Consider the following 24,315-nt stretch of genomic DNA (forward strand, 5'->3'; position numbering starts at 1 on the left):
CAAAGATACAATTATACGCGTTTATTGGTTAAGCGGAATAATAGGATTCATCTGTTAAAGCAAAAAGTGTCGGGCCAGCATCGGGCCGGTAAAGGTTTTTTTCAGATAAAAACCGCGCGGTAAGGTCATGATGGGCTGCCCGTGTTCGCCGATAGCTTCAGTTAATGCACGGCTATTGGCCGCTTTCGGGCGCAGCTGTAAGACTTCGCCATGACGAGCCGTAATAGTTTCAACTTTACCCAAAACGATAAGATCCATTAACTCTTCCCAATCGCAGCGCAGTAATTCTTCCTCTTCCTCATTCGGGCTCCACAATAAAGGAGCACCAACCCGGCGCTGTGCTAACGGAATTTGGCGTTCACCTTCGACGGGCACCCACAACACGCGGGCCAATTTATGTCGTACATGGCTACTTTCCCAAGTGATGCCGCTATTGCCGGTCAGGGGGGCAACACAGACAAAGGTAGTCTCCAGCGGCTTGCCTTGGGCGCTGATAGGTATGGTTTTCAGCTCGATACCAATATCGGCAAAATCCTGTTCAGGTTTACTGCCCGCGCTGGCCCCCAGATAGAATTCCAGCAACATACCAACCCAGCCCTTTATCCGCTTTAAATCCGCTGGAATGTGCAAACCCGCTCTGCTTGCCAATTCGCCGAGAGTAAAACCTGAGAGTGCTTCAGCACGTTGAAAAAGTTGATGCTCATCAGTGGGGGGGGCCGGGGGCAGTGAATAAACAGACATAGGGTGGAAACCTGCTAAAGTCGATTAAAAAGTGAGCTGAAATAAAAGTGACCGTAGATGTATTGTTATCCAGTCCAGCAGAAACAAATAATAGCATGATTTAACGGAAGTTTTCTTGTCTTCCGCCCGGAAAATACATTTACTCTGGCTATCTTGTGCACCTGCTGACAGGAATAATGAACAGGATCTTACACCTATTTATCCACAGATTTATTGGATAACCCCAAGAAATCACGATCACTGGTTCAATTTACAGCCTTGACGGCGGGTTTTTTTGCGCGTTTTGCTGTTTTTTGCATAACTTTGCTTCATTATCTGTGGATAAAAACCACATTGATGGATCTTTAGCCAGCCTCAGATCCAAAACGAATGTAGATCACATTTTCGTAGCGTAAATACCTGTGTAAAACCTGTTATTTTGTTGAAATTAAACATTTATTTTTTTAGATATTTTTGGCGTATAATTACGTTAAAATGAGTTGTACCCGCTTTTCCCTAGAGTTCTGCACACCTATATCCACAGAAAAAGTGAATAAAATAGGGGGCGTAGCCCTTAGGATGTTTATAACTTTGCTAATTTCTGTGAGTTATCCCAGAGTTATCAGGTTTCGTTGGCGGATAAGCAGTGGTTTACCGCCTGTTGCTAGTGTGAAACAATCAGAGCATCTTTGAGTTTTAAGCTTATCGAGGTAGTCCGGTGATCGATGATGATGGCTACCGCCCGAACGTGGGTATTGTAATTTGTAATCGGCAGGGTGAGGTGTTGTGGGCCAGGCGTTACGGTCAGCACTCCTGGCAGTTTCCTCAAGGGGGGATAAACCCCGGTGAAACACCAGAGCAGGCAATGTATCGCGAACTTTTTGAAGAAGTCGGACTTAACAAAAAGGATGTCCGAATTCTGGCTTCAACCCGTAACTGGTTACGCTACAAATTACCAAAACGTTTGGTGCGTTGGGATACAAAGCCGGTATGCATCGGCCAAAAACAGCGATGGTTTCTACTACAGTTAATGTGTAATGAAGCCGATATCAACATGCAACGTAGCAGTACTCCGGAGTTTGATGGCTGGCGATGGGTCAGTTATTGGTATCCGGTGCGTCAGGTGGTGTCTTTTAAACGGGATGTTTATCGTCGCGTGATGAAAGAATTTGCTCCAACCGTAATGCCTGTGCAGGAGGCTGCTCCGCCACGGGTACCACCCGCTTATCGCCGTAAAAGAGGTTAAGTTAAGCCGATCATGCTCACGCGTTTGCGAGAAATAGTTGAGAAAGTGGCGATGGCAACTAGCCTAACGGATGCGTTAGAGCTGTTGGTCAATGAAACCTGTCTGGCGATGGACACGGAAGTTTGCTCGATTTATCTGGCAGATAATGACCGCCGTTGTTACTACCTAATGGCAACACGGGGTTTGAAAAAGCCCCGTGGTCGCACCATTACGCTGGCCTTTGACGAAGGAATTGTCGGGTTGGTAGGGCGCTTGGCCGAGCCCATTAACCTGGCTGATGCACAAAGTCACCCCAGTTTTAAATATGTTCCCCAAGTTAAAGAGGATCGCTTCCGGGCGTTTCTCGGGGTGCCTATTATTTATCGCCGCCAATTACTTGGTGTGCTGGTGGTTCAGCAACGTGAACATCGTCAGTTTGATGAGAGCGAAGAGTCGTTCATGGTCACGCTGGCAACACAACTGGCGGGTATTCTTTCTCAATCTCAACTCAATGCTATTTTTGGCCAATACCGACAAACTCGGATCCGTGCACTCGCTGCGGCACCTGGGGTCGCGGTTGCGGAGGGCTGGCAGGATACTTCGCAGCCTTCCCTCGATTTGGTTTACGAGGCCTCGACACTCGATACTGCCCAAGAGCGTGAACGTCTGACACAAGCGCTTGAAGAGGCCGCAGCCGAATTCCGTCGCTTCAGTAAGCGCTTCGCCGCCAGCTCACAAAAAGAGAGCGCGGCGATTTTCGATCTCTATTCCCACTTGCTCAATGATGCTCGCCTAAAGCGCGAACTTTTCGCTCAAATTGATGCCGGATCAGTGGCGGAATGGGCGGTTAAGCAAGTCGTCGAACAATTTGCCGCGCAGTTTGCCAGCTTGCAAGATACTTACATGCGCGAACGCGCCAGTGATTTGCGGGCATTGGGTCAGCGCTTGCTGTTTCATCTCGACGACAGCACTTCTGGTGCCAGCCAGTGGCCTGAGCGTTTTATTCTGGTTGCCGATGAGCTAACCGCCACATTATTGGCTGAAGTACCACAAGATCGCCTCGCTGGTGTGGTGGTGCGGGATGGTGCAGCTAACTCCCATGCTGCTATTCTGGTGCGCGCCATGGGGATCCCGACGGTAATGGGCGCAGATATTCAACCTGCGTTGCTGAACCAGCGGTTACTGATTGTTGATGGTTATCGCGGCGAGGTACTGGTTGATCCCGAGCCGGTACTGGTCAAAGAGTATCAACGGCTGGTCACGGAAGAGATTGAACTTAGTAAGCTGGCTGAAGATGATGTTGAGCAACCCGCCGCGCTGAAAAGTGGTGAGCGGATCCAGGTGATGCTCAATGCGGGCCTTAGCCCGGAACATGAACAACTGCTGGGTGGGCGAGTGGATGGCGTAGGCCTCTATCGCACCGAGATTCCCTTTATGCTGCAAAGTGGCTTTCCCTCAGAGGAAGAGCAGGTGGCACAGTATCAAGGCATGTTACAGCTTTACCCAAACAAACCGGTCACACTCAGAACATTGGACATCGGTGCGGATAAACAGCTTCCTTATATGCCAATCAGTGAAGAGAACCCCTGCTTGGGCTGGCGCGGTATCCGTGTCACGCTGGATCAGCCGGAGATCTTTTTGATCCAGGTCAGAGCGATGCTGAGGGCCAATGCCGGAACCGGTAATCTGGGTATTTTATTGCCGATGATCACCAGTTTGGAAGAGGTCGATGAGGCAAAACGTCTGATTGATCGTGCTGGCCGTGAAGTCCAGGAAGTTCTGGGGTATGAATTGCCACAGCCCAAATTGGGTGTGATGGTTGAAGTGCCAGCGATGATATTTATGCTGCCGTATCTGAAATCGCGAGTCGATTCTATCTCAGTCGGCACCAACGATCTGACGCAATATTTACTGGCGGTAGACCGTAATAACACCCGAGTTGCTTCACTGTATGACAGTTTACATCCGGCGATGCTACAAGTGCTGAGCCACATTTTAGCTCAGGCGACACAGTCTGGCCTGCAAGTGAGTTTATGTGGTGAGATGGCGGGTGACCCGATGGGGGCTTTACTGCTGGTCGGGCTGGGTTATCGCAACCTCAGTATGAATGGCCGCAGTGTGGCGCGCATTAAATATCTGCTGCGCAATATCGACTTAGTGGATGCTCAAGCCTTGGCTGAGCGGGTATTAAACGCCCAAATGACCACGGATGTACGCCATCTCACGGCGGCATTTATGGAGCGTAGAGGGTTAGGTGGCTTGATTCGCGGTGGAAAGTAATGTTACAGAACTTTACCTACTACAGCTCCCCTGAGTGCCCCCAGGCTATGCTATTATGCGCAACCTGTAGCCCTAACCGGGCAAGAACATTAATTTTCTCAAAATATGAGACATTCCGTGGTGATAGATGAGCAATAGCTATCTGGCGTTTCCTAAATTCGATCCGGTCATTTTCTCCATTGGCCCAGTTTCTCTGCATTGGTATGGCCTGATGTATTTGGTGGGCTTTGTCTTCGCTATGTGGCTGGCGGTTCGTCGGGCCAATAAGCCGGGCAGTGGCTGGACCAAAGAAGAAGTCGAAAATCTCCTTTACGCCGGGTTCCTCGGGGTGTTTGTCGGTGGTCGTGTTGGTTATGTTCTGTTCTATAACCTGCCGCTGTTCCTCGATAATCCCCTGTACCTGTTTAAGGTGTGGGATGGTGGCATGTCATTCCACGGCGGTTTGATTGGTGTTATCTGTGTGATGCTGTGGTTTGCACGCCGCACCAAGCGCCATTTCTTTCAGGTTGCTGATTTTATTGCCCCCCTTATCCCATTTGGCTTAGGTGCTGGCCGTCTGGGTAACTTTATCAATGGCGAACTGTGGGGCCGGGTCACAACGGATACTCCATGGGCAATGCTGTTTCCGACCTCTCGGGGCGAAGATATTGCGATTGTTGCCGCCGACCCTGCTAAGTGGCAGGCAATCTTCAATCAATACGGAGTATTGCCACGTCATCCTTCGCAACTATATGAAATGATTCTGGAAGGGGTGGTGCTGTTTATCATCCTGAACCTGTTTATCCGCAAGCCGCGCCCTATGGGCAGTGTTTCAGGCCTGTTCCTGATTGGTTATGGTGCGTTCCGGATTATTGTGGAGTGTTTCCGCCAGCCTGATGCCCAGCTTGGCTTGTTCGACGGCGTGATCAGCATGGGGCAGATCCTCTCTGTACCTATGATTCTGGCCGGTATTATTATGATGATTTGGGCGTATCGCCGTCCTGCGCAACAACTTTCGTGAGGTAACATGAAACAGTATCTGGATTTGATGAAAAAAGTGCTGGAAGAAGGCACTGCTAAAGATGACCGCACCGGTACTGGGACGCTGTCGATTTTTGGGCATCAGATGCGTTTCAATTTACAAGATGGTTTCCCGCTGGTAACCACCAAGCGCTGCCATTTGCGTTCCATCATTCATGAGTTGTTATGGTTCCTCAACGGCGATACCAATATTGGTTATCTGAAGGAAAATAACGTCTCAATCTGGGATGAGTGGGCAGATAAAAACGGTGATCTTGGCCCGGTTTATGGTAAGCAGTGGCGCGCTTGGGGCGCGGCTGATGGCCGCCAAATTGACCAACTGAGTAAGGTAGTGCAACAGCTTAAGCAAGACCCAAACTCCCGTCGTATCATCGTTTCTGCATGGAATGTGGGTGAGTTGGATCAAATGGCTTTGGCACCGTGCCATGCTTTCTTCCAGTTTTATGTTGCTGATGGCAAGCTATCTTGTCAGCTATATCAACGCTCTTGCGATGTGTTCCTCGGCTTACCATTTAACATTGCCAGCTACGCATTACTGGTACATATGATGGCGCAGCAATGTGATTTGGCAGTGGGTGATTTTGTTTGGACTGGGGGCGATACGCATTTATACAGCAACCATATTGAGCAAACTCATCTGCAATTAAGCCGTGAACCACGGGCGCTGCCGAAACTGATTATCAAACGTAAACCTGCTTCATTATTTGACTATCGTTTCGAAGATTTTGAAATTGAAGGATATGACCCTCACCCAGGAATCAAAGCCCCGATTGCTATTTGATGTTAAACCGGAGCCATTTGGCTCCGGTTTATACCCGTCATACTGTAAGTTGCATGTGCGTTGGATACGTTCGTTACTCGCCCCATCGATAGGCCTCGCCTCTACTAACTGCGTTCAAATCTACTACCGGCAGCGAACCACTTACTTGTATAAGCTCATCGGGATACATAAGCCTCATCTCTGAGGTGCACCCTGTGGGCAGCATAACTGCTGTTCAAATTAGTTCCCGAGTGATTTTTATCTAGCTTGCCGCTTTCCTGCTACTTGAATTATTTAGGGTTCATACCCACTATTTCTTAGACTGAAGAACCTCCTTTAATAGCCATTCCTTTCATTTTATCTGCTACGTCTATTGGCAATAAATTGCGCGGCGTGTCGCACCTCTATTGGTTTTTCTGTTGCTATAAATAAAATTTTGCGTACCACTTCCAGCCTTAATTAACTGCTACTGGATCTCCATTTTTCACGGCGTAAACTCACGCCATGAAAACCAATCTACGACTTCATAAACTGCGTTTAGTCAGCGGGAATTTTATTAAAAAACAAAAAGGTATTAGCCTTATTGAGCTGTTATTAGTCATTGCCTTGGCTGGTATTATGACGGTATGGGGGGCACAGAGTTGGCACCATTACCGGCAAAGGGAGAGGCTCGCGGACAGTGCTCGCCAGTTACTTGCTTTTTTAACACATTTACAGGCCAAAGCTAATCGCAGCAATAGCACAACATTATTGTGGATACGGCAAGACGAACAGGGGTGTTTAGGCAGTAGTGATAAGCCAACAATAGCCTGTTCTCTATTAAAGGGGGAAATATTTATTCCACCTTATTCTGATGTTTTTATTACGATTTCTTTAAATAAAGAAATCGGTTTTTATGGCATAAGAAATACGGCGCAGGCAGGAAATATTATGCTCAGTAACCCGGCCGGGCGTATCCGGTTAATTATCTCTAGCCGTGGGAGGATTCGGCTATGTAGTGAGGAGCAATCAATAGGAGGGATTCATTTATGCCAGAAATAGCAAAGAGGCTGGATGTCTCCGTACCAAGTCACTTTTCACAGAAATACAGGGCTGGCTTCACCCTGCCAGAAATGATGCTGGCACTGAGTGTTGGTAGCATGATTATTATGGCCGCCACACAAGTTTTTCCCCAACTACACAAGCAAATATCAATATTGCAGCAACATTATCATCTGGAGTTAGCTCTCAGCCAGGTTATGGCGGTATTGGAAAAGGATCTTCGGCGGGCGGGATTTTGTCACGGCGAGTGTCAGGGAGAGGCAATTACCATCCAACAATATCAAGGGGAGGCAGCAAACTCTTGCCTGATTGTTGCTTATGACCTCAACCTTAATGGTCGGTGGGAAGGGGCAAAACATCAGGAGTCCGAATACTTTGGTTATCGCCTACGTAAAAAAACATTAGAAGGCCAACGCGGAGAATTGAACTGTTTTGGCGGTGGTTGGGAAAAGCTGCTTGATCCGAAAGAAATCACTATAACGCATTTTTCTGTTAGCCGATTGTCACTGCAAACCTCCGATCAGGTTTATCGCGTGCAATTAGCGGGACAAAAAAGAGGTAATCCAGCAATACATCGTCAACTGACTTATACCATTCGTGGGGATAATTTATGAGCCTGGAGCAACAGCGGGGGGCGAGTACTTTGGCTGCCATCGCTACTATTTTTACGCTTGGTTTATTTTGGCTGTCAGCCTTACATCGACAATTGGATAATATTCATAAAATTACTGCGGAGGAACAGCGCCAATTGCGTGCTTTTAATCAGGCGACATCCTCATTGAATTGGGGCGTAACCCAGAATTGGTCATTCAGCTTGCCGTGGCAGAGGAGGGAAATATGGCATTGTCATGAGCAGCCACAATATGGCTTAAAAGCCTGCATTAGACCATCCTCGCTGGCTGGTTTTTTTATTCTTAGGGGAGAGAGCCAATCTTTCGGAGCTCAGCCGTCTTTGATGCTTTACCAACGAACTAAACTGAATACAGAACAAGTAAATAAAGGACAGTATAGATTGGTGAAAGCTGCTCATGGTTGGCTGGATTTTTGCCCGGACAAGGATGCTAAATTTTGCCTTTAGTAAAATATAGTATCTGGCGACGGTATGCTAAAAATCATACCCAACAGGGGTTTAGCCTGCCTGAGGCCTTAATCGCAGCACTTTTTTTCTCAGTCTCGCTGCTGGGATTGCTGCAATATCATCAGGCACTTTTACAGGGTTTTTCTTCTTTATGGCAGCAACGTCAAGTGTGGTCTTTGCTTAACCAACATATTGACAGCGGTGGCGACAAGCCGGCTAAGGCACGTATCTCCGGACTCAAACCTCACTGGCAATATCATCAGTTTATAAAGCGAATTGATGGGGAGTGCACGGAGTTTACATTTATCCTGAGAATACAACCGAAGCAACAGGCAGAATTAAGTCGTTGGTTTTGTCATACGAGTAAGGGGAGTTAGCCGTATATACACGTCATACTTCAAGCTGCATGTGCGTTGACTGCTCTCGTTCACCCGAATCACTTACCTGAGTATGCTCATCGGGATTCATGCAATTGCCGCCTTCCCGCACTCGAATTATTTTGGGTATAGCTATAAATAGGATAATGACGATAACCTATTGCGCTCATTCATTATCAAGTTAGAGTATTAAACCTCAGGATTTATCCACAAGTGATAATCAGCTGGTTTAATCATTTATGGATATCTTCCACAGTGCCTTAAGGGAGTCATCATGTTCACGGTTTATCATTCTAATCAATTGGATTTACTCAAAGCGCTGACGACTGCGCTGATAGAGCGAGAACCGTTGGATAACCCTTTTCAGCAAGAAGTGGTACTGGTGCAAAGCCCAGGTATGGCCCAATGGCTACAAATGCAATTGGCTCAACAATTTAGCATTGCGGCTAATATTGAGTTTCCATTGCCTGCGACCTTTATCTGGGAAATGTTTACCCGTGTGTTACCCGGCATCCCAAAAGAAAGCGCATTTAGCAAAGATGCCATGACATGGAAACTCATGTGGTTATTGCCTGACCTATTGGAGAATCCGGTATTTTCTGCGATGAAACGCTATTTAAGTGATGATAGCGATAAACGTAAAATTCACCAGCTTGCGGCACGAGTCGCTGACCTTTTTGACCAATATCTGGTGTACCGCCCAGAATGGCTTGAGAGTTGGGAACGCGGTCAACTCATTGATAATTTAGATGATGCTCAGCAGTGGCAAGCTTTACTGTGGGTTGAATTAACGCGCTATACCTGCCAATTAGAACAACCGGAATGGCACCGCGCCAATCTCTATCAGCGATTTATTCGCACACTTCTCGAATCAGATGTTTGTCCGGTAGGGCTACCCAAACGAGTATTCATCTGTGGTATATCCGCATTACCCCCAATCTATTTACAGGCCTTACAGGCACTGGGTAAACACATCGATATCCATTTGATGTTTACTAACCCGTGCCGTTATTTCTGGGGAGATATTCAGGATTATGCTTTTCTGGCCAAACTGCAAAGCCGTAAACGCAGACATTATCGTGAGTCGGTGGAAGTAAAACTGTTCCGTGAGCCTGAGCAGGCGGAGCAACTGTTTAATGCTGATGGTGAACAAGACCTGAGTAATCCGTTATTAGCCTCATGGGGGCGGCTTGGTCGTGACCACATGTATCTGTTATCTCAGATTGATGAGATCCAAGAGGTGCATGCTTTTGTTGATATCGAACCCGATAACCTATTACATGGTATTCAACACGATATGCTGGAGCTCGAAGACCACGCCATTATTGGTACTACGCCAGAGACATTGGCGCATAGCCACCAAAAGCGAGTATTAGATCTCAAGGATCGTTCCCTAAGCATACACGTCTGCCACAGCCCTCAGCGCGAAGTTGAAGTCTTACAAGATAATCTGCTGCGATTATTGGAGGCCGATCCTGAACTGACTCCGCGTGACATTATTGTCATGGTCGCCGACATTGATAGCTATACCCCCTATATTCAGGCCACATTTGGTAATGCCACAGGAGATCGCTATTTGCCATTTGCGATTTCAGACCGCAAGGCTAGCCAGGCACATCCCGCACTTCAGGCTTTTATCTCTCTACTTGATTTGCCCCAGAGCCGTTTTACTTCTGAGCAGATATTAGCCCTACTGGAAGTGCCCGTTTTAGCCAATAAATTTAGTATTAGCGAAGATGGATTGCGCCGTTTACGGCAATGGGTTGGCGAGTCAGGTATCCGCTGGGGATTAGATGATGACAATGTGCGTGAGTTATCTCTGCCCGCAACCGGCCAGCATACCTGGCATTTTGGCCTAACCCGCATGCTGCTGGGTTATGCTATGGACAGCAATGCCGGTGACTGGCAAGGGGTTTTGCCCTATGACGAATCCAGCGGTTTAGCGGCTGAGCTTGCTGGGCAATTAGCGGATATGTTGATGCAATTGAGCCGGTGGCGACAGCAATTGAGCGAGTCTCGCTCACTCAGTGAATGGCTACCATTATGTCGTCAATTATTAGATACCTTCTTTGAGCCCGATAATGATACTGAAGCGGTGCTGGTTCTGATTGAGCAGCAATGGCAGAAGGTTATCAGCTATGGTATTGCTGCCCAATATCCGGATATCGTGCCACTGAATCTGTTACGGGATGAACTGGCTTCACGTCTGGACAATGAACGTATTAGCCAGCGTTTCCTCGCGGGGCCAATCAATTTCTGTACGCTGATGCCGATGCGTTCTATTCCGTTTAAAGTGGTGTGCTTATTGGGGATGAATGACGGTATTTATCCACGAACACTACCGCCATTAGGTTTTGATTTGATGGCTAAACAGGTTCGGCGCGGTGACCGTAGCCGTCGTGATGACGACCGCTACCTGTTCCTCGAAGCATTACTCTCCGCCCAGCAGCAGCTCTATATCAGTTATATCGGGCGCTCGATTCAAGACAACAGTAAGCGCTATCCTTCAGTTCTGGTTAGTGAGTTGATTGAATACATTTCACAAAGTTATCACTTGCCAGGCGATGAAGAACTCAGTGCAGATGACAGTGCCAAACGAGTCATTCAACATTTACTCTGCTGGCATGCGCGTATGCCGTTTGCAGCAGAGAATTTTAACCAAAATAGTGAGTTACAAAGCTATGCCGCTGAATGGTTACCTTCTGCTGAGTCCAGAGGAGCGGCGCACCCAGAATTTAATCAGCCTCTGCCTCCAGAACCCTTACCTGAAATCACTCTTGATGACTTAATCCGCTTCTATCGCCACCCTGTGAGGGCATTTTTCCAACTCCGGTTGGGGGTGAATTTCGTTATTGAAGAAACGGAGTTACCCGATGAAGAACCCTTTACTTTGGATAACCTCAACCGTTATCAATTTAATACTCAACTATTGAATGCATTGATTGAAGAGAGTGATATCAATACTGTCTTCACCCGTGCCCGTGCGGCGGGCAACCTTCCTTATGGTTCTTTCGGCGAGCTTTACTGGGAAAATCAGCAACAAGAAATGCTGCCATTAGCTGAACAAATTCGTATTGAACGTAAAGAGAGCCACAGTATTGAGCTAAATATTGAGTTTGGGGGTACCACCCTGACTGGATGGATGCATCAAATTCAGGAAGATGGCTTAGTTCGCTGGCGCCCTGCGGCACTGACCGCGGTCGATGGTCTTTTATTGTGGATTGAACATTTGGTGTATTGCGTGGCTGGCGGTGAGGGTGAAAGCCGCATGTATGGGCGTAAAGGAACAGCATGGCGTTATGCCCCACTGGGTTGCGATGAAGCACGGCAATATTTACAGCAGTTAATCAGTGGCTATCAACAAGGTATGTGCGAACCTTTACTACTATTGAGTAAAAGCGGCTGGGCATGGTTGAGTCAGTGTTTTGATCGCGATTCGGGGCAAATTTTGTGGGATGAAGAAACACAAACCAAAGCCCGAATGAAACTTTTACAGGTTTGGCAAGGTGACCAACGGATTGCTGGAGAGGGCGAGGATAACTATATACAAAGGGTATTTCGCCTGATGGATAACCAACATCTCGACACGATATTAAATGAAACCGAACGTTATTTATTACCAATAGCTCGCCATAATAAGGCGTGATAGTTATGCATGACCAAACCAGATTTTAGTGCATATTGAATACCAGAAGCCGGATATATGTTTTAGCGGCAATTTTAAAGGGGTTAGGGGAGAAACGGAATGCATAAACAGTTTGCCCGCATCATTGGCATATTTTTCTTATTAGGTTTGCTAGCCCCATTCAGTTGGGCTGACACTCCTGCATGGCAACCACTGGCAGAAGTTATTCACAAAAGTGAACATGATCTGCGTAAATATCAGGCAATAAAATTGCCTAATGGTATGACAGTGTTGTTGGTCTCTGATGAACAAGCACCTAAGTCTTTAGCTGCTTTGGCATTGCCTGTTGGATCACTGGAAGATCCTAATAACCAACTGGGATTAGCCCACTATTTAGAACATATGTTACTGATGGGCTCTAAGCGTTTTCCTGAGCCTGGTAGTTTCTCTGAATTCTTGAAAAAGCATGGTGGGAGCCATAATGCGAGTACGGCTTCGTATCGAACTGCTTATTATCTTGAAATTGAAAATGATGCATTGGCCCCGGCGGTTGACCGCTTGGCTGATGCTATTGCAGAACCGCTGTTAGATCCAATTAATGCCGACCGTGAACGCAATGCTGTGAATGCAGAATTGACGATGGCTCGCTCACGCGATGGCATGCGCATGGCGCAGGTGAATGCGGAAACACTTAATCCAGCTCACCCCAGCGCACGCTTCTCCGGTGGCAATCTGGACACACTTAAAGACAAGCCAGATGGTAAATTGCATGATGAGCTTCTGAGCTTCTATCATCGCTATTATTCGGCCAATCTGATGGTGGGGGTACTGTATAGCAATCAATCATTGGAGCAATTAGCACAATTAGCCGCTGATACTTTTGGTCGAATTCCGAATCGGGATGCAAAAGTACCACCGATTACAGTACCTCCGGTCACCGCTGACCAAACCGGTATTATTATTCACTATGTTCCGGCTCAACCGCGTAAACAGTTGAAAGTCGAATTTCGCATTGAGAACAATAGTGCCGAATTTCGGAGTAAAACAGATACCTATATCAGTTATTTGATAGGTAATCGCAGTAAAGATACTTTGTCTGACTGGTTACAAAAACAAGGGTTAGCTGATGCAATCAATGCAGGTGCTGACCCGATGGTAGACAGAAATGGCGGCGTATTCTCCATTTCAGTATCCCTTACCGATAAGGGCCTGGCCAATCGAGATATCGTAGTAGCGGCCATTTTCGATTACATCAACATGCTGCACAAAGATGGCATTAAAAAGAGTTATTTTGATGAAATCGCCCATGTGTTAAATCTGGATTACCGCTATCCCTCAATCACGCGAGATATGGATTATATTGAGTGGCTGGTGGATATGATGCTGCGGGTGCCTGTCGAGCATGTGCTTGATGCTCCTTATCTGGCTGATAAGTATGATCCGAAAGCCATTGCTGCACGACTGGCTGAGATGACACCGGAAAATGCCCGTATCTGGTTTGTCAGCCCAGAAGAACCTCATAACAAAGTCGCTTATTTTGTTGATGCTCCTTATCAGGTCAACAAAATCATCCCGCAAGAGATGCAAGAATGGCAGAAATTGGGGAAAGATATCACGCTGAGTTTACCGGCACTTAACCCCTATATTCCGGATAACTTCTCTTTAATCAAAGCTGATAAAAATATCACCCGACCACAGAAAGTAGCTGAACAATCAGGGCTGCGGGTATTCTATATGCCAAGTCAGTATTTTGCTGACGAACCGAAAGCCGATATCTCCGTTGCTTTCCGTAATCCGCATGCTCTGGACACCGCCCGTCATCAGGTTCTTTTTGCTTTGACTGACTATCTGGCTGGGCTGTCACTGGATGAGCTGAGTTATCAGGCCTCAATCGGTGGGATCAGCTTCTCAACCGCACCGAATAATGGCTTGTATGTCAGTGCAAATGGCTTCACTCAGCGGATGCCGCAGTTGCTGACTTCTTTGGTTGAAGGTTATTCCAGTTTCACGCCAACAAAAGAGAGATTGGCACAAGCTAAGTCTTGGTATCGTGAGCAATTGGAAGTCGCTGAGAAGGGTAAGGCTTATGAATTGGCTATTCAGCCAGCGAAGTTACTGTCTCATGTTCCCTATTCAGAACGCAGCGAGCGACGTAAATTGCTCGACAGCATCAGCGTGCAGGATGTTGTGACTTATCGCGATGACCTTCTCAAGCAGTCTGCGGTAGAAGTCTTAGCGGTAGGCAATATGACTGCCGAGCAGGTGACATCTCTGGCCGAGTCATTGAAAAAACAACTCAGTTTGACTGGAAAAACCTGGTGGACTGGTGAGGATATCGTGGTTGATAAAGCCCAGCTTGCCAATATGGAACGGCTTGGTAGCAGCTCTGACGCTGCGTTGGCCGCAGTCTATGTGCCGACGGGTTATACCGAAATTGAGGGCATGGCTTACAGTGCTTTGTTGGGGCAAATTGTGCAGCCGTGGTTCTATGATCAACTGCGCACAGCAGAACAACTCGGCTACGCAGTATTTGCCTTCCCAATGTCAGTTGGACGTCAATGGGGTTTAGGTTTCTTACTGCAAAGTAATAGCAAGCAGCCTGATTATCTTTATCAGCGCTATCTTGCGTTCTACCCACAAGCTGAGAAGCGGCTGCGAGAAATGAAACCGGCTGATTTTGAACAATATAAACAAGCGTTAATCAACCAATTACTGCAACGCCCACAAACGCTGGATGAAGAAGCTAGCCGATACAGCAATGATTTTAATCGCAATAATTTTGCCTTTGATAGCCGTGAGAAAATGATTACTCAGGTGAAGTTGCTGACGAACACAGTATTGGCAGATTTCTTCCAGCAAGCTGTTATTAAACCACAAGGTTTGGCACTGCTTTCTCAGGTTAAAGGCCAGGGGCAAACCGAGGGCGGGTATGCGGTGCTTAAAGGATGGACGACCTACCCATCAACGTCAGCCTTGCAAGCAACATTGCCGCAGAAGGTATTGGCTCCATGACATCAATGACTCCCCAGCGGCTGGAGCCGCTAACGCTCCCCTTGTATGGCGAGAGGCTAATTGAAGCTTCCGCGGGTACTGGTAAGACATTTACTATCGGGGTTCTTTATCTCAGACTGTTGCTTGGCTTAGGCGGGGAGGCGGCGTTTCGTCGTCCCTTAATGGTCGAGGAAATCCTGGTTGTGACCTTTACCGAAGCAGCAACTGAGGAGTTGAGAGGGCGAATTCGTGACAATATTCATGAGTTGCGTATCGCCTGCGTACGGGGAGTCAGTGATGATCCAATGCATCAGGCTTTGTTAGCTGAAATCATTGATTTGAGTGAGGCCGCAGCACAATTACTGGCAGCTGAGCGCCAGATGGATGAAGCGGCAATTTATACTATTCACGGCTTTTGTCAGCGAATGCTGGCTAACAATGCCTTTGAATCGGGCATCTTATTCGAACAAACCTTGGTGCAAGATGAGCTGCCATTACGCAAGCAAGCTTGCGCTGATTTCTGGCGGCGTCATTGCTATCCGCTCCCGTTAACTATTGCCAGAGCGGTTAGTCAGGAGTGGAGCGGGCCAGAGGCATTACTTAAAGATCTTTCTGCTTACTTACAAGGTGAAACGCCAAAATTTCGACAAGCGCCTGGTGATGATGAAACGATACTCAGTCGACATCAGCAGATAGTAGTACAAATTGATGCAGTTAAGGCGCAATGGCGCGCAGTTGCTCCAGAGTTAGAGGCACTGATTAGTGGGTCTGGTGTTGATAAACGCAGCTACAGTGCTCGATACTTACCTAACTGGTTGGAAAAAGTCGGTAGCTGGGCTGAGCAAGAAACCGGCGATTATCAGTTGCCCAAAGAGTTAGAGAAATTCCGCCAATCCGTATTATTTGCAAAAACCAAAAAGGGTGAGGCTCCCCAGCATGATGTTTTCCATGCTATAGACCGTATATTCGAACAACCTCTGACACTCAGAGATCTGATTTTAGCCCGGGCTATCAGCGAGATACGAACTTCTGTGCAGCAAGAAAAACGCCAGAGGGCAGAGCTGGGGTTTGATGATCTGCTCAGTAAACTTGATGCGGCATTGCAGCAACCTGGCGGACAATTGTTAGCTCAATCCATTCGCACTCGTTATCCCGTAGCAATGATTGATGAGTTTCAAGATACCGACCCGCAACAATACCGAATTTTTCACACACTTTATGGTGGGCAAGAGGAGTGTGGCCTATTACTGATTGGTGACCCTAAACAGGCTATTTATGCTTTCCGTGGCGCCGACATTTTTACTTATATACGCGCTCGCTCAGAAGTAAGTACCCACTACACATTAGAGACTAACTGGCGCTCATCCTTCCCAATGGTGCAATCAGTTAATCGGCTTTTTAGTCTGGTCGATGTTCCTTTTTTGTTTAAACAAATTCCCTTTATAAAAGTGGCACCTGCGCAAAAAAATAAGCAATTATCATTTGAAATAAAAGGGAAAAAACAGCCAGCTATGTCTTTCTGGTTGCAGTCTGGGGACGGTGTTGGGGTTAGTGAGTACCAACAATTGATGGCACGACAATGTGCCGTCCAAATCCGAGACTGGCTTACTGCTGGGCAAAAAGGTTTGGCACAATTAGTGACAGCCACAAGTTCAAGGCCAGTTCAGGCGTCAGATATCACCATATTGGTGCGTAGCCGGTCTGAAGCGGCATTGGTTCGCGATGCCCTGAGTGCATTGGCAATCCCATCGGTGTATCTCTCCAACCGTGACAGCGTATTTGATACTGCGGAGGCCAAAGATCTGCTGTGGCTATTGCAGGCTGTTTTGGCTCCCGAGCAGGAGCGGGCATTACGCAGTGCTATGGCGACCGGTATATTAGGGTTGGATGCACGAATGTTGGATGAGTTGAATCACGATGAACGGGCTTGGGATGCTTTGGTTGATGAGTTCGATGGTTATCGCCAACACTGGCAGCGCCGTGGAGTGCTCCCGATGCTGCGGGAGATTATGGCTCAGCGCCATTTAGCTGAGAATCTGCTGGCAACTCAGGGCGGTGAACGGCGGCTAACCGACTTGCTGCATCTGGGCGAATTATTGCAAGAAGCAGCATCACAGCTTGATAGTGAGCACGCACTTATCCGTTGGCTGGCGCAACAAATAGCACAACCGAATCATCAGTCTGATAACCAACAACTTCGTTTGGAAAGTGATCGCCATTTGGTACAAGTCATTACTATCCATAAATCCAAAGGATTGGAATACCCGCTAGTTTGGTTACCTTTTGTGGGCAATTTCCGCCAGCAGCAAGATGTGCTTTACCATGATCGCCACAGCCTTGAAGCATTACTTGATCTGAATGCTGATGAAGAAAGTCAGGCTTTGGCGGAGGAAGAACGTCTGGCTGAAGACTTACGGCTATTATACGTTGCACTCACCCGTGCGGTTTATCATTGCAGCATAGGTATTGCTCCCCTGATTAAAGGGGGGCGAAAAAAACAGGGTGAAAGTGATATGCATCTCAGCGCATTAGGCTATCTGGTACAACAAAGTCAGGCGGGAGATGCACAATATCTTGCTGATAAACTGGCAGAGTTGGCGGCACTAGCAGATGGAGAAATTTCTGTTTCAAAAGCCGGACAACTGGATGAGACACCTTGGCAGCCACAGCAGGATGAGTTGCCAGCCCTTGCCGCTCGTCAGTTTAGTCGCCAAATACACGATTTTTGGCGAGTGACCAGCTATTCGGGCCTACAACAGCATGGTTCGAGCAAAAGCGGAGCTTTACAGGCGTTGAGTGTGCCGTTACAAGAGTTATTACCTCGGTTGGATACTGATGCTGTTGGAGAGCAAGAATTAATAACTGAGCCTCAGTTAACCCCTCATACTTTCCCCCGAGGTGCGGCCCCCGGCACTTTCTTGCATGATTTACTTGAGCCTTTGGATTTCAGCCAACCAATTGAACAAGACTGGCTGGCAGAGCAATTACGGCAACAAGGTTTTGGCGAACAGTGGTCACCGATGCTGTATCAGTGGCTAAATGACATTGTACAAACCCCTCTAAATGAAACCGGTGTGACATTGGCGCAATTGACGCCACAGAGCAAGCAAGCTGAGCTGCAATTTTATTTGCCGATAGACACGTTATTGCAAGCCCGTGAGCTAGATACCTTAATCAAGCACTATGATCCACTCTCTCGCCAGTGCCCGGTGTTAGATTTTCAACAAGTCAGAGGAATGCTGAAAGGGTTTATTGACCTGGTTTTCTGCTGGCAGGGGAAATATTACTTACTGGATTATAAATCCAACTGGTTGGGTGATGACAGCAGTGCCTATACCCATGATGCTATGGCTGAAGCTATGGCTGAGCATCGTTATGACTTGCAATATCAGCTTTATACTCTGGCATTACACCGCTATTTGCGTCATCGGCTGGCTAATTATGACTATCAGCGCGACTTTGGTGGTGTCATTTATCTCTTCCTACGTGGTGCTGATAAACAACATCCTGGGAACGGCATTTTTAGCTGCCGCCCTGAACGAGAACTTATTGAGAGAATGGACGGTTTATTCAGTGGTCGTGAAGTAGGATCGTATATTAGTGACAACAGTGGTATGGCGATAACCGGTGAGGGCACATCAATATGATGATGTTACTGGAGCAAGCGGTTCGTGACCACTTACTACGGCCACTGGATGTTCAGTTCTCGCGGATGATAGCCGGTGATGATGATCCCATGTTGCAACTGGCAGCCGCTGTTCTCAGTGCTGAAGCTGGAGCTGGGCACGTGTGTCTACCATTGAGTTATTTGCAGCCAGATCAGCTGTTTGGTGGCCGACAGCCAGCGCTATCACAAGCACTGTGGCAGGCTGTAGGTGCGCCAGATCAACAGCATTGGATACAAAAACTCAATAGCTCCCCGGCAGTCAGTGATGGTTCACAACCCACCCCTTTAGTGTTGCAAAATGACCGTTTGTATTTACAACGGATGTGGCAATACGAAGGTGATGTAGTGCGCTTTATTGCCAGTGACAATATGGCGTCGCTTATCAACGAAGGCAGCGATGGTAACGAAACCAGAGACGTCAACGAAACATTATTAAGAGATACGCTTGATCGCCTATTTGGGCCGGCAGAAAGTGAGGTTGACTGGCAAAAAGTGGCCGCTGCGGTAGCGGCTACCCGCCGTATTTCCGTGATTTCCGGTGGCCCAGGAACGGGGAAAACGACGACGGTAGCCAAGCTATTAACGGCACTGATACAACTGAGTCAAGGGCAACGTTTACGTATCCAACTTGCGGCTCCAACCGGTAAAGCTGCTGCTCGGTTGACTGAATCACTGGGGAACGCCATTCGCCAACTCTCACTGACTGATGATGAGCGCAAGTTATTCCCAGATCAAGCATCCACGTTGCACCGTTTATTGGGCGTACAACCTAACAGCCAGCGCTTACGGTATCACCGTGGTAATCCGCTAAACCTTGATGTACTGGTGGTCGATGAAGCATCAATGGTGGATTTGCCCATGATGGCGCGGCTCATTGCAGCATTACCCACCAAAGCTCAGGTGATTTTTCTCGGCGACCGTGACCAATTGGCTTCGGTAGAGGCGGGTGCGGTATTGGGTGATATATGCCGCTTTGCTGAATTGGGTTACAGCGAGCCTAGAGCTAAACAGTTAGCTCGCTTAACGGGATGCACATTAGTGGGAAATATCCCGATTGGTGAAGTGGAGTCAGATACCGTCAATGTCCGCGATAGCTTGTGTTTGCTGCGCAAAAGCTACCGTTTCGATGAAAAGTCCGGTATTGGGCAACTTGCTTTAGCGGTTAATGCCGGGAGATATCGTGATGCGTTAGCCGTTTTTAACGGTACATATTCGGATATCGAGCGCTTTTCTTTAACAGATTCCGATGATTATCAGGTATTGCTCGAGGACTGTGTTGCTGGTTATCAGCACTATCTTGAACTGGCAGCCGCAGGTGCTCATGCGGTAGATGTACTTGCTGCATTTGGCCGCTATCAACTGTTGTGCGCATTACGCACAGGGCTATTTGGTGTCAGTGGCTTAAATGAGCGGATCGAACAACTATTGCATCGCAAGCGGTTAATAGAGCGAACGCCAGGGCCATCGGGCCGTTGGTATGTTGGTAGGCCGGTGATGATAGGGCTTAATGACAGTGCACTCGGTTTATTCAACGGTGACATTGGTATTGCTTTGCCTGATTCTGAAGGCGAGCTGCGGGTACATTTCCAATTACCTGACGGTAATATCAAATCGGTGCAGCCGAGTCGTCTTCCTAGCCATGAAACTGCTTATGCTATGACCGTGCATAAATCTCAAGGGTCGGAGTTTGAGCATACAGCATTAGTTCTACCCAATACATTTATGCCAGTGTTAACTCGAGAGTTGGTTTATACCGCGATTACCCGCGCACGACAGCGTTTGACATTATATTGCAGTGATACAGTATTGGGTCATGCGATACGTACCCCTACCCTTCGCGTGAGCGGATTGGTGGATCGTTTGAATCAATTGAAGTGAAAATATCGAAGGGGCGAATACCCCTTCAGATTACAAATCTGCCAGTAAAATCTTTGAGCGGCGCTGATAGTTATACAACTCCTGTTTCTGAATAGGTAACACTTCAACCTCTGCGGGAGTAAAACCGCGCTCCTGGAACCAGTGAATACTGCGGGTGGTTAACACAAACAGTTTTTTTAGCCCCATCTGCCGCGCCTGATTTGCTACCCGTTTTAACAGCATTTCACCACGGGAGGAACTGCGATAATCCGGATGCACCGCGACACAGGCCATTTCACCGATTTGCTCTTCGGGGAAAGGATAAAGTGCGGCGCAGGCAATAGTCAGATTATCTCGTTCGATAATGGTGAATTTGTCTATTTCCATCTCAAGCTGTTCGCGTGAACGGCGTACTAAAATACCTTGTTGTTCCAGTGGGCGAATCAACTCTAATATGCCGCCAATATCATTAATGGTCGCGCGACGAACTTGTTCTGCACTCTCCATGACAATCTGGGTACCGATACCATCACGAGAGAACAGTTCTTGTACTAGAGCGCCATCTTCCTGATAACTCAGCAAATGGCTCCGGCGTACACCGCTGCGGCACGCTTTAACGGCCCCGCGCAGAAAACGTACTGTTCCTGAGTTGTAATCACCCTCTTGCTCCAGGTCTTCAATGCGTTTTTGAGCATCATTCGGGAACAGTTCTGAAATAATATTACCTTCGCTGTCTGTCACCCCTTGCGATGAACAGAAGCCGATCATTTTCTCAGCTTTCAGTTTGATAGCTAATTGAGTTGCAACTTCTTCAGAGGTCAAATTAAAGCTCTCGCCGGTCACTGATACTGCAACTGGCCCCAGCAACACAATAGCGCCATTGTCCAACTGGCGATGAATCGCTTCTTCATCGATCCGACGAATACGGCCGCTATGGCAATAATCAACACCATCATCCACACCTAATGGCTGAGCAATAATAAAGTTACCGCTGACCACATTGATATGCGCACCCTGGAGCGGAGTATTATTCAAACTCATCGATAATCTTGCAGTGATATCCAACTGCAATAAACCCGCTGCCTGTTTGACCATTTCTAACGTTCGGGCATCAGTGACTCGGGTGTGCTTGTGATAAACAGGTTCGTAGTGATGCTGTGCCAGATTGCTGTCAATTTGTGGACGAGCGCCATAGACCACAACCAGCCTGATCCCAAGGCTATGCAACAATCCTATATCGTTAACAATACTAGAAAAGTTTTCATGCTCAATTGCCTCGCCACCTAGCATGACAACAAATGTCTTGCCGCGATGCGCATTGATATAGGGAACTGAGTGGCGAAATCCCTGGACCAGTTCAGTACTACGTTCCTTCACGGCAGACCCTCTTTGAATTTTTATTCGATATTTTTGTATTTTTATTCTTTTTTGACCAAGATGGCAAGCACGAAATTGCTATTAAATGCATATGTATGGCTTATGTGTATTAATAAATTGAATAACATAAAAATGTTTTTCTGATGACAGCGTGGGATCGATTCGTTAAAGTTTTTCCTCATGAATTTTTTTATTCGGTTTTTATTCATATTTTGGTAGTTACTTTGGAGTTACATGGCAGATTCAAATCATAATTCTGGGCGTCGGCGTCTACTACAAGGTGCTGCCGCGACCTGGCTACTGAGTGTCAGCCGGGTTGGATTTGCTGCTTCTTCCCATATTATTGCCGTCAGGATTTGGCCCTCTTCAACTTATACCCGCGTCACCTTGGAATCCAATACACCGCTCAAGTATCGTCAATTTGCGCTGACTAATCCGGATCGGATCGTGGTTGATATTGAAGGCGTGCATCTCAATAGCGCATTGAAAGAGATGACTAAGCAAGTTCAGTCCGGTGACCCTTACCTTAAGCAGGCGCGGGTTGGGCAATTTGATAAAAGCACTGTTCGGCTGGTTTTGGAGTTGAAACAAAGTATTAGCCCACAGCTCTTTACCCTTAAACCCTTTGCTGAGTTCAAGAATCGCCTGGTAGTGGATCTCTATCCACAAGAAGGTAAAACTTCGGCTGAAGATGATCCGCTACTAGCATTATTGGAAGATTATAATAAAGGCAATGTGGAACGCACTTTACCTGCTGAGGCACCAAAAGCGGGTAAAGCAGGGCGCGATAGGCCGATTGTCATCATGCTTGACCCAGGACACGGTGGGGAAGATCCGGGAGCGATCGGGCGAAATAAAACCCGTGAGAAAGACATTGTGCTGCAAATTGCTCGTCGGTTACAGGCACTGATTAAGAAAGAATCGAATATGCGGGTATTTATGACGCGTAATGAAGATGTCTTTATCCCATTAAAAGTGCGGGTGGCGAAAGCCCGCAAGCTGCGTGCGGATTTATTCATTTCGATTCATGCCGATGCCTTCACCAGTCAGGCAGCCAGAGGTTCCTCTGTCTTTGCGTTATCGACTAAAGGGGCAACCAGTACTGCTGCGCGTTTTTTAGCGCAAACACAGAATGAGTCAGACCAGATTGGCGGTGTCAGTAAGAGTGGTGATCGCTATCTTGACCATACCATGATTGATTTGCTGCAAACCGCGACGATTAATGACAGCCTGAAATTTGGTAAAGAAGTGCTCAACCGTATGGGGAAAATTAATAAACTTCACAAGAACCGTGTTGATCAAGCGGGCTTTGCTGTATTGAAAGCACCTGACATTCCATCAATTTTGGTTGAGACGGCGTTTATCAGCAATTTGGAAGAAGAACGAAAGTTACGAACCAGTCATTTTCAGCAGCAAGTGGCCGAATCCATATTTGCCGGTATCAAAGCTTATTTTGCTAATGGTGGAGCGATGGCCCGACTTTAATGAATGTTGCTATTAATCGAAATATACCCTAAATAATTCGAGTTGCAGGAAGGCGGCAAACGAGAGAGTCCCGATGAGTTGACGCCAGTCAATGATTCGGGTGAACGAAAGCAGCCAACGCACATGCGGCTTGAAGTATGACGGGTATAATGCCAGAAACAAAAAAACACCCTTGAGGGTGTCTGATGGCGATATGAAATGATTAAGAATTGGTTGCGGGGGCCGGATTTGAACCGACGACCTTCGGGTTATGAGCCCGACGAGCTACCAGGCTGCTCCACCCCGCGTCCGTCTTAATACAATATCTATCTTACTGCTTTATGACTTAATCATGTAATTGGTTGCGGGGGCCGGATTTGAACCGACGACCTTCGGGTTATGAGCCCGACGAGCTACCAGGCTGCTCCACCCCGCGTCCGTCATTACATTTTTACTGCTGAACTGCTATTTTACCTAATTCGTCTTAGCTTTCAAGACTATCGGACAACATTTGATACTGCTGGTAGCCAGTATCGGTTGGTTGCGGGGGCCGGATTTGAACCGACGACCTTCGGGTTATGAGCCCGACGAGCTACCAGGCTGCTCCACCCCGCGTCCGATTGAGCGCACTATACTCTGGATGAGATCTGTTGCAAGTAGTTTTGCCACTTAATTATGGTAAAAATGGTTTTTCGATTAATTTATCAACTATCTGTTTCCTTTTTCCCCACAGCAGCGTCAGGGGATTTTTTTCTGCATGCTGATTCCTTTATCTATAGGCGTTTGTTATCGTTCGCCGATAGATAAAATCCAGTAGATAAAATAAGTAAGAG

General features: G+C 47.4%; 15 protein-coding genes and 3 tRNA genes. 13 read left to right on the forward strand and 5 right to left on the reverse strand.

Features of this window, described 5'->3' with window-relative positions; all coding sequences use genetic code 11:
* Positions 1 to 54 precede the first annotated feature (54 nt).
* Complete coding sequence (mutH, locus tag ACF3VQ_RS04280) at positions 55 to 741, reverse strand: DNA mismatch repair endonuclease MutH (RefSeq protein ID WP_392433543.1); 687 nt, start codon at positions 739 to 741, stop codon at positions 55 to 57.
* 697 nt (positions 742 to 1,438) lie between these two features.
* Here mutH and rppH point away from each other — a divergent pair.
* The 12 genes from rppH (at position 1,439) to recD (ending at position 20,662) form a co-directional block, all read left to right on the forward strand.
* Positions 1,439 to 1,966: an RNA pyrophosphohydrolase gene (gene rppH, locus ACF3VQ_RS04285; protein WP_005165374.1), complete on the forward strand. Its 528-nt coding sequence runs from the start codon at positions 1,439 to 1,441 to the stop codon at positions 1,964 to 1,966.
* A 12-nt stretch (positions 1,967 to 1,978) separates the two neighbouring features.
* Positions 1,979 to 4,225, forward strand: coding sequence for a phosphoenolpyruvate--protein phosphotransferase (gene ptsP, locus ACF3VQ_RS04290; RefSeq protein ID WP_392433544.1), 2,247 nt, complete (start codon positions 1,979 to 1,981; stop codon positions 4,223 to 4,225).
* Between the two features lie 127 nt (positions 4,226 to 4,352).
* The gene (lgt, locus tag ACF3VQ_RS04295; RefSeq protein WP_011816984.1) at positions 4,353 to 5,225 is read left to right on the forward strand and encodes a prolipoprotein diacylglyceryl transferase; all 873 of its coding nucleotides are present in this window, start codon (positions 4,353 to 4,355) and stop codon (positions 5,223 to 5,225) included.
* Between the two features lie 6 nt (positions 5,226 to 5,231).
* On the forward strand, positions 5,232 to 6,026 hold the full coding sequence (gene thyA / locus ACF3VQ_RS04300) for a thymidylate synthase (RefSeq protein WP_392433545.1): 795 nt from the start codon (positions 5,232 to 5,234) through the stop codon (positions 6,024 to 6,026).
* Positions 6,027 to 6,509: 483 nt separating this feature from the next.
* Positions 6,510 to 7,046: a prepilin peptidase-dependent protein gene (locus tag ACF3VQ_RS04305; protein ID WP_392433546.1), complete on the forward strand. Its 537-nt coding sequence runs from the start codon at positions 6,510 to 6,512 to the stop codon at positions 7,044 to 7,046.
* The gene (locus ACF3VQ_RS04310) at positions 7,034 to 7,660 is read left to right on the forward strand and encodes a prepilin peptidase-dependent protein (RefSeq protein WP_392433547.1); all 627 of its coding nucleotides are present in this window, start codon (positions 7,034 to 7,036) and stop codon (positions 7,658 to 7,660) included. Before ACF3VQ_RS04305 ends, ACF3VQ_RS04310 begins: the two co-directional genes overlap by 13 nt.
* A complete protein-coding gene (locus ACF3VQ_RS04315) occupies positions 7,657 to 8,124 on the forward strand; it encodes a YgdB family protein (protein ID WP_392433548.1) in 468 nt (155 codons plus the stop codon). The genes ACF3VQ_RS04310 and ACF3VQ_RS04315 overlap by 4 nt, the downstream gene beginning before the upstream one ends.
* Positions 8,115 to 8,501 (forward strand): prepilin-type N-terminal cleavage/methylation domain-containing protein, encoded by a 387-nt coding sequence (locus tag ACF3VQ_RS04320; protein WP_392433549.1) that lies wholly within the window; start codon positions 8,115 to 8,117, stop codon positions 8,499 to 8,501. Before ACF3VQ_RS04315 ends, ACF3VQ_RS04320 begins: the two co-directional genes overlap by 10 nt.
* A gap of 274 nt (positions 8,502 to 8,775) precedes the next feature.
* Positions 8,776 to 12,147, forward strand: coding sequence for an exodeoxyribonuclease V subunit gamma (recC, locus tag ACF3VQ_RS04325; protein ID WP_392433550.1), 3,372 nt, complete (start codon positions 8,776 to 8,778; stop codon positions 12,145 to 12,147).
* A gap of 99 nt (positions 12,148 to 12,246) precedes the next feature.
* Positions 12,247 to 15,138: a pitrilysin gene (gene ptrA / locus ACF3VQ_RS04330; protein ID WP_392433551.1), complete on the forward strand. Its 2,892-nt coding sequence runs from the start codon at positions 12,247 to 12,249 to the stop codon at positions 15,136 to 15,138.
* Positions 15,135 to 18,764 (forward strand): exodeoxyribonuclease V subunit beta, encoded by a 3,630-nt coding sequence (recB, locus tag ACF3VQ_RS04335; RefSeq protein WP_392435442.1) that lies wholly within the window; start codon positions 15,135 to 15,137, stop codon positions 18,762 to 18,764. Before ptrA ends, recB begins: the two co-directional genes overlap by 4 nt.
* A complete protein-coding gene (recD, locus tag ACF3VQ_RS04340) occupies positions 18,761 to 20,662 on the forward strand; it encodes an exodeoxyribonuclease V subunit alpha (RefSeq protein ID WP_392433552.1) in 1,902 nt (633 codons plus the stop codon). Before recB ends, recD begins: the two co-directional genes overlap by 4 nt.
* 30 nt (positions 20,663 to 20,692) lie before the next feature.
* Here recD and argA read toward each other — a convergent pair whose 3' ends face one another.
* On the reverse strand, positions 20,693 to 22,018 hold the full coding sequence (gene argA / locus ACF3VQ_RS04345; protein WP_019078920.1) for an amino-acid N-acetyltransferase: 1,326 nt from the start codon (positions 22,016 to 22,018) through the stop codon (positions 20,693 to 20,695).
* A gap of 234 nt (positions 22,019 to 22,252) precedes the next feature.
* Here argA and amiC point away from each other — a divergent pair, with 234 nt between their 5' ends.
* Positions 22,253 to 23,503, forward strand: a complete 1,251-nt coding sequence (amiC, locus tag ACF3VQ_RS04350; protein ID WP_392433553.1) for an N-acetylmuramoyl-L-alanine amidase AmiC — start codon at positions 22,253 to 22,255, stop codon at positions 23,501 to 23,503.
* 210 nt (positions 23,504 to 23,713) lie between these two features.
* Here amiC and ACF3VQ_RS04355 read toward each other — a convergent pair.
* From ACF3VQ_RS04355 to ACF3VQ_RS04365, 3 genes are all read right to left on the reverse strand, one after another.
* Positions 23,714 to 23,790, reverse strand: a tRNA-Met gene (locus ACF3VQ_RS04355).
* A 51-nt stretch (positions 23,791 to 23,841) separates the two neighbouring features.
* Positions 23,842 to 23,918: transfer RNA gene (locus tag ACF3VQ_RS04360), tRNA-Met, on the reverse strand.
* A gap of 102 nt (positions 23,919 to 24,020) precedes the next feature.
* Positions 24,021 to 24,097, reverse strand: a tRNA-Met gene (locus ACF3VQ_RS04365).
* Positions 24,098 to 24,315 lie beyond the last annotated feature (218 nt).

It is taken from the genome of Yersinia fenwicki, from assembly GCF_043099325.1.
In the GTDB taxonomy this organism is placed as follows: Bacteria; Pseudomonadota; Gammaproteobacteria; order Enterobacterales; family Enterobacteriaceae; genus Yersinia.

Coding starts and splice junctions, on each gene's coding strand:
- ACF3VQ_RS04310 (WP_392433547.1), top strand. CDS start 7,034: ATGCCAGAAATAGCAAAGAGGCTGGATGTCTCCGTACCAAGTCACTTT.
- recB (WP_392435442.1), top strand. CDS start 15,135: ATGACATCAATGACTCCCCAGCGGCTGGAGCCGCTAACGCTCCCCTTG.
- ACF3VQ_RS04315 (WP_392433548.1), top strand. CDS start 7,657: ATGAGCCTGGAGCAACAGCGGGGGGCGAGTACTTTGGCTGCCATCGCT.
- ptrA (WP_392433551.1), top strand. CDS start 12,247: ATGCATAAACAGTTTGCCCGCATCATTGGCATATTTTTCTTATTAGGT.
- ACF3VQ_RS04305 (WP_392433546.1), top strand. CDS start 6,510: ATGAAAACCAATCTACGACTTCATAAACTGCGTTTAGTCAGCGGGAAT.
- recC (WP_392433550.1), top strand. CDS start 8,776: ATGTTCACGGTTTATCATTCTAATCAATTGGATTTACTCAAAGCGCTG.
- mutH (WP_392433543.1), bottom strand. CDS start 741: ATGTCTGTTTATTCACTGCCCCCGGCCCCCCCCACTGATGAGCATCAA.
- thyA (WP_392433545.1), top strand. CDS start 5,232: ATGAAACAGTATCTGGATTTGATGAAAAAAGTGCTGGAAGAAGGCACT.
- amiC (WP_392433553.1), top strand. CDS start 22,253: ATGGCAGATTCAAATCATAATTCTGGGCGTCGGCGTCTACTACAAGGT.
- recD (WP_392433552.1), top strand. CDS start 18,761: ATGATGATGTTACTGGAGCAAGCGGTTCGTGACCACTTACTACGGCCA.
- lgt (WP_011816984.1), top strand. CDS start 4,353: ATGAGCAATAGCTATCTGGCGTTTCCTAAATTCGATCCGGTCATTTTC.
- ptsP (WP_392433544.1), top strand. CDS start 1,979: ATGCTCACGCGTTTGCGAGAAATAGTTGAGAAAGTGGCGATGGCAACT.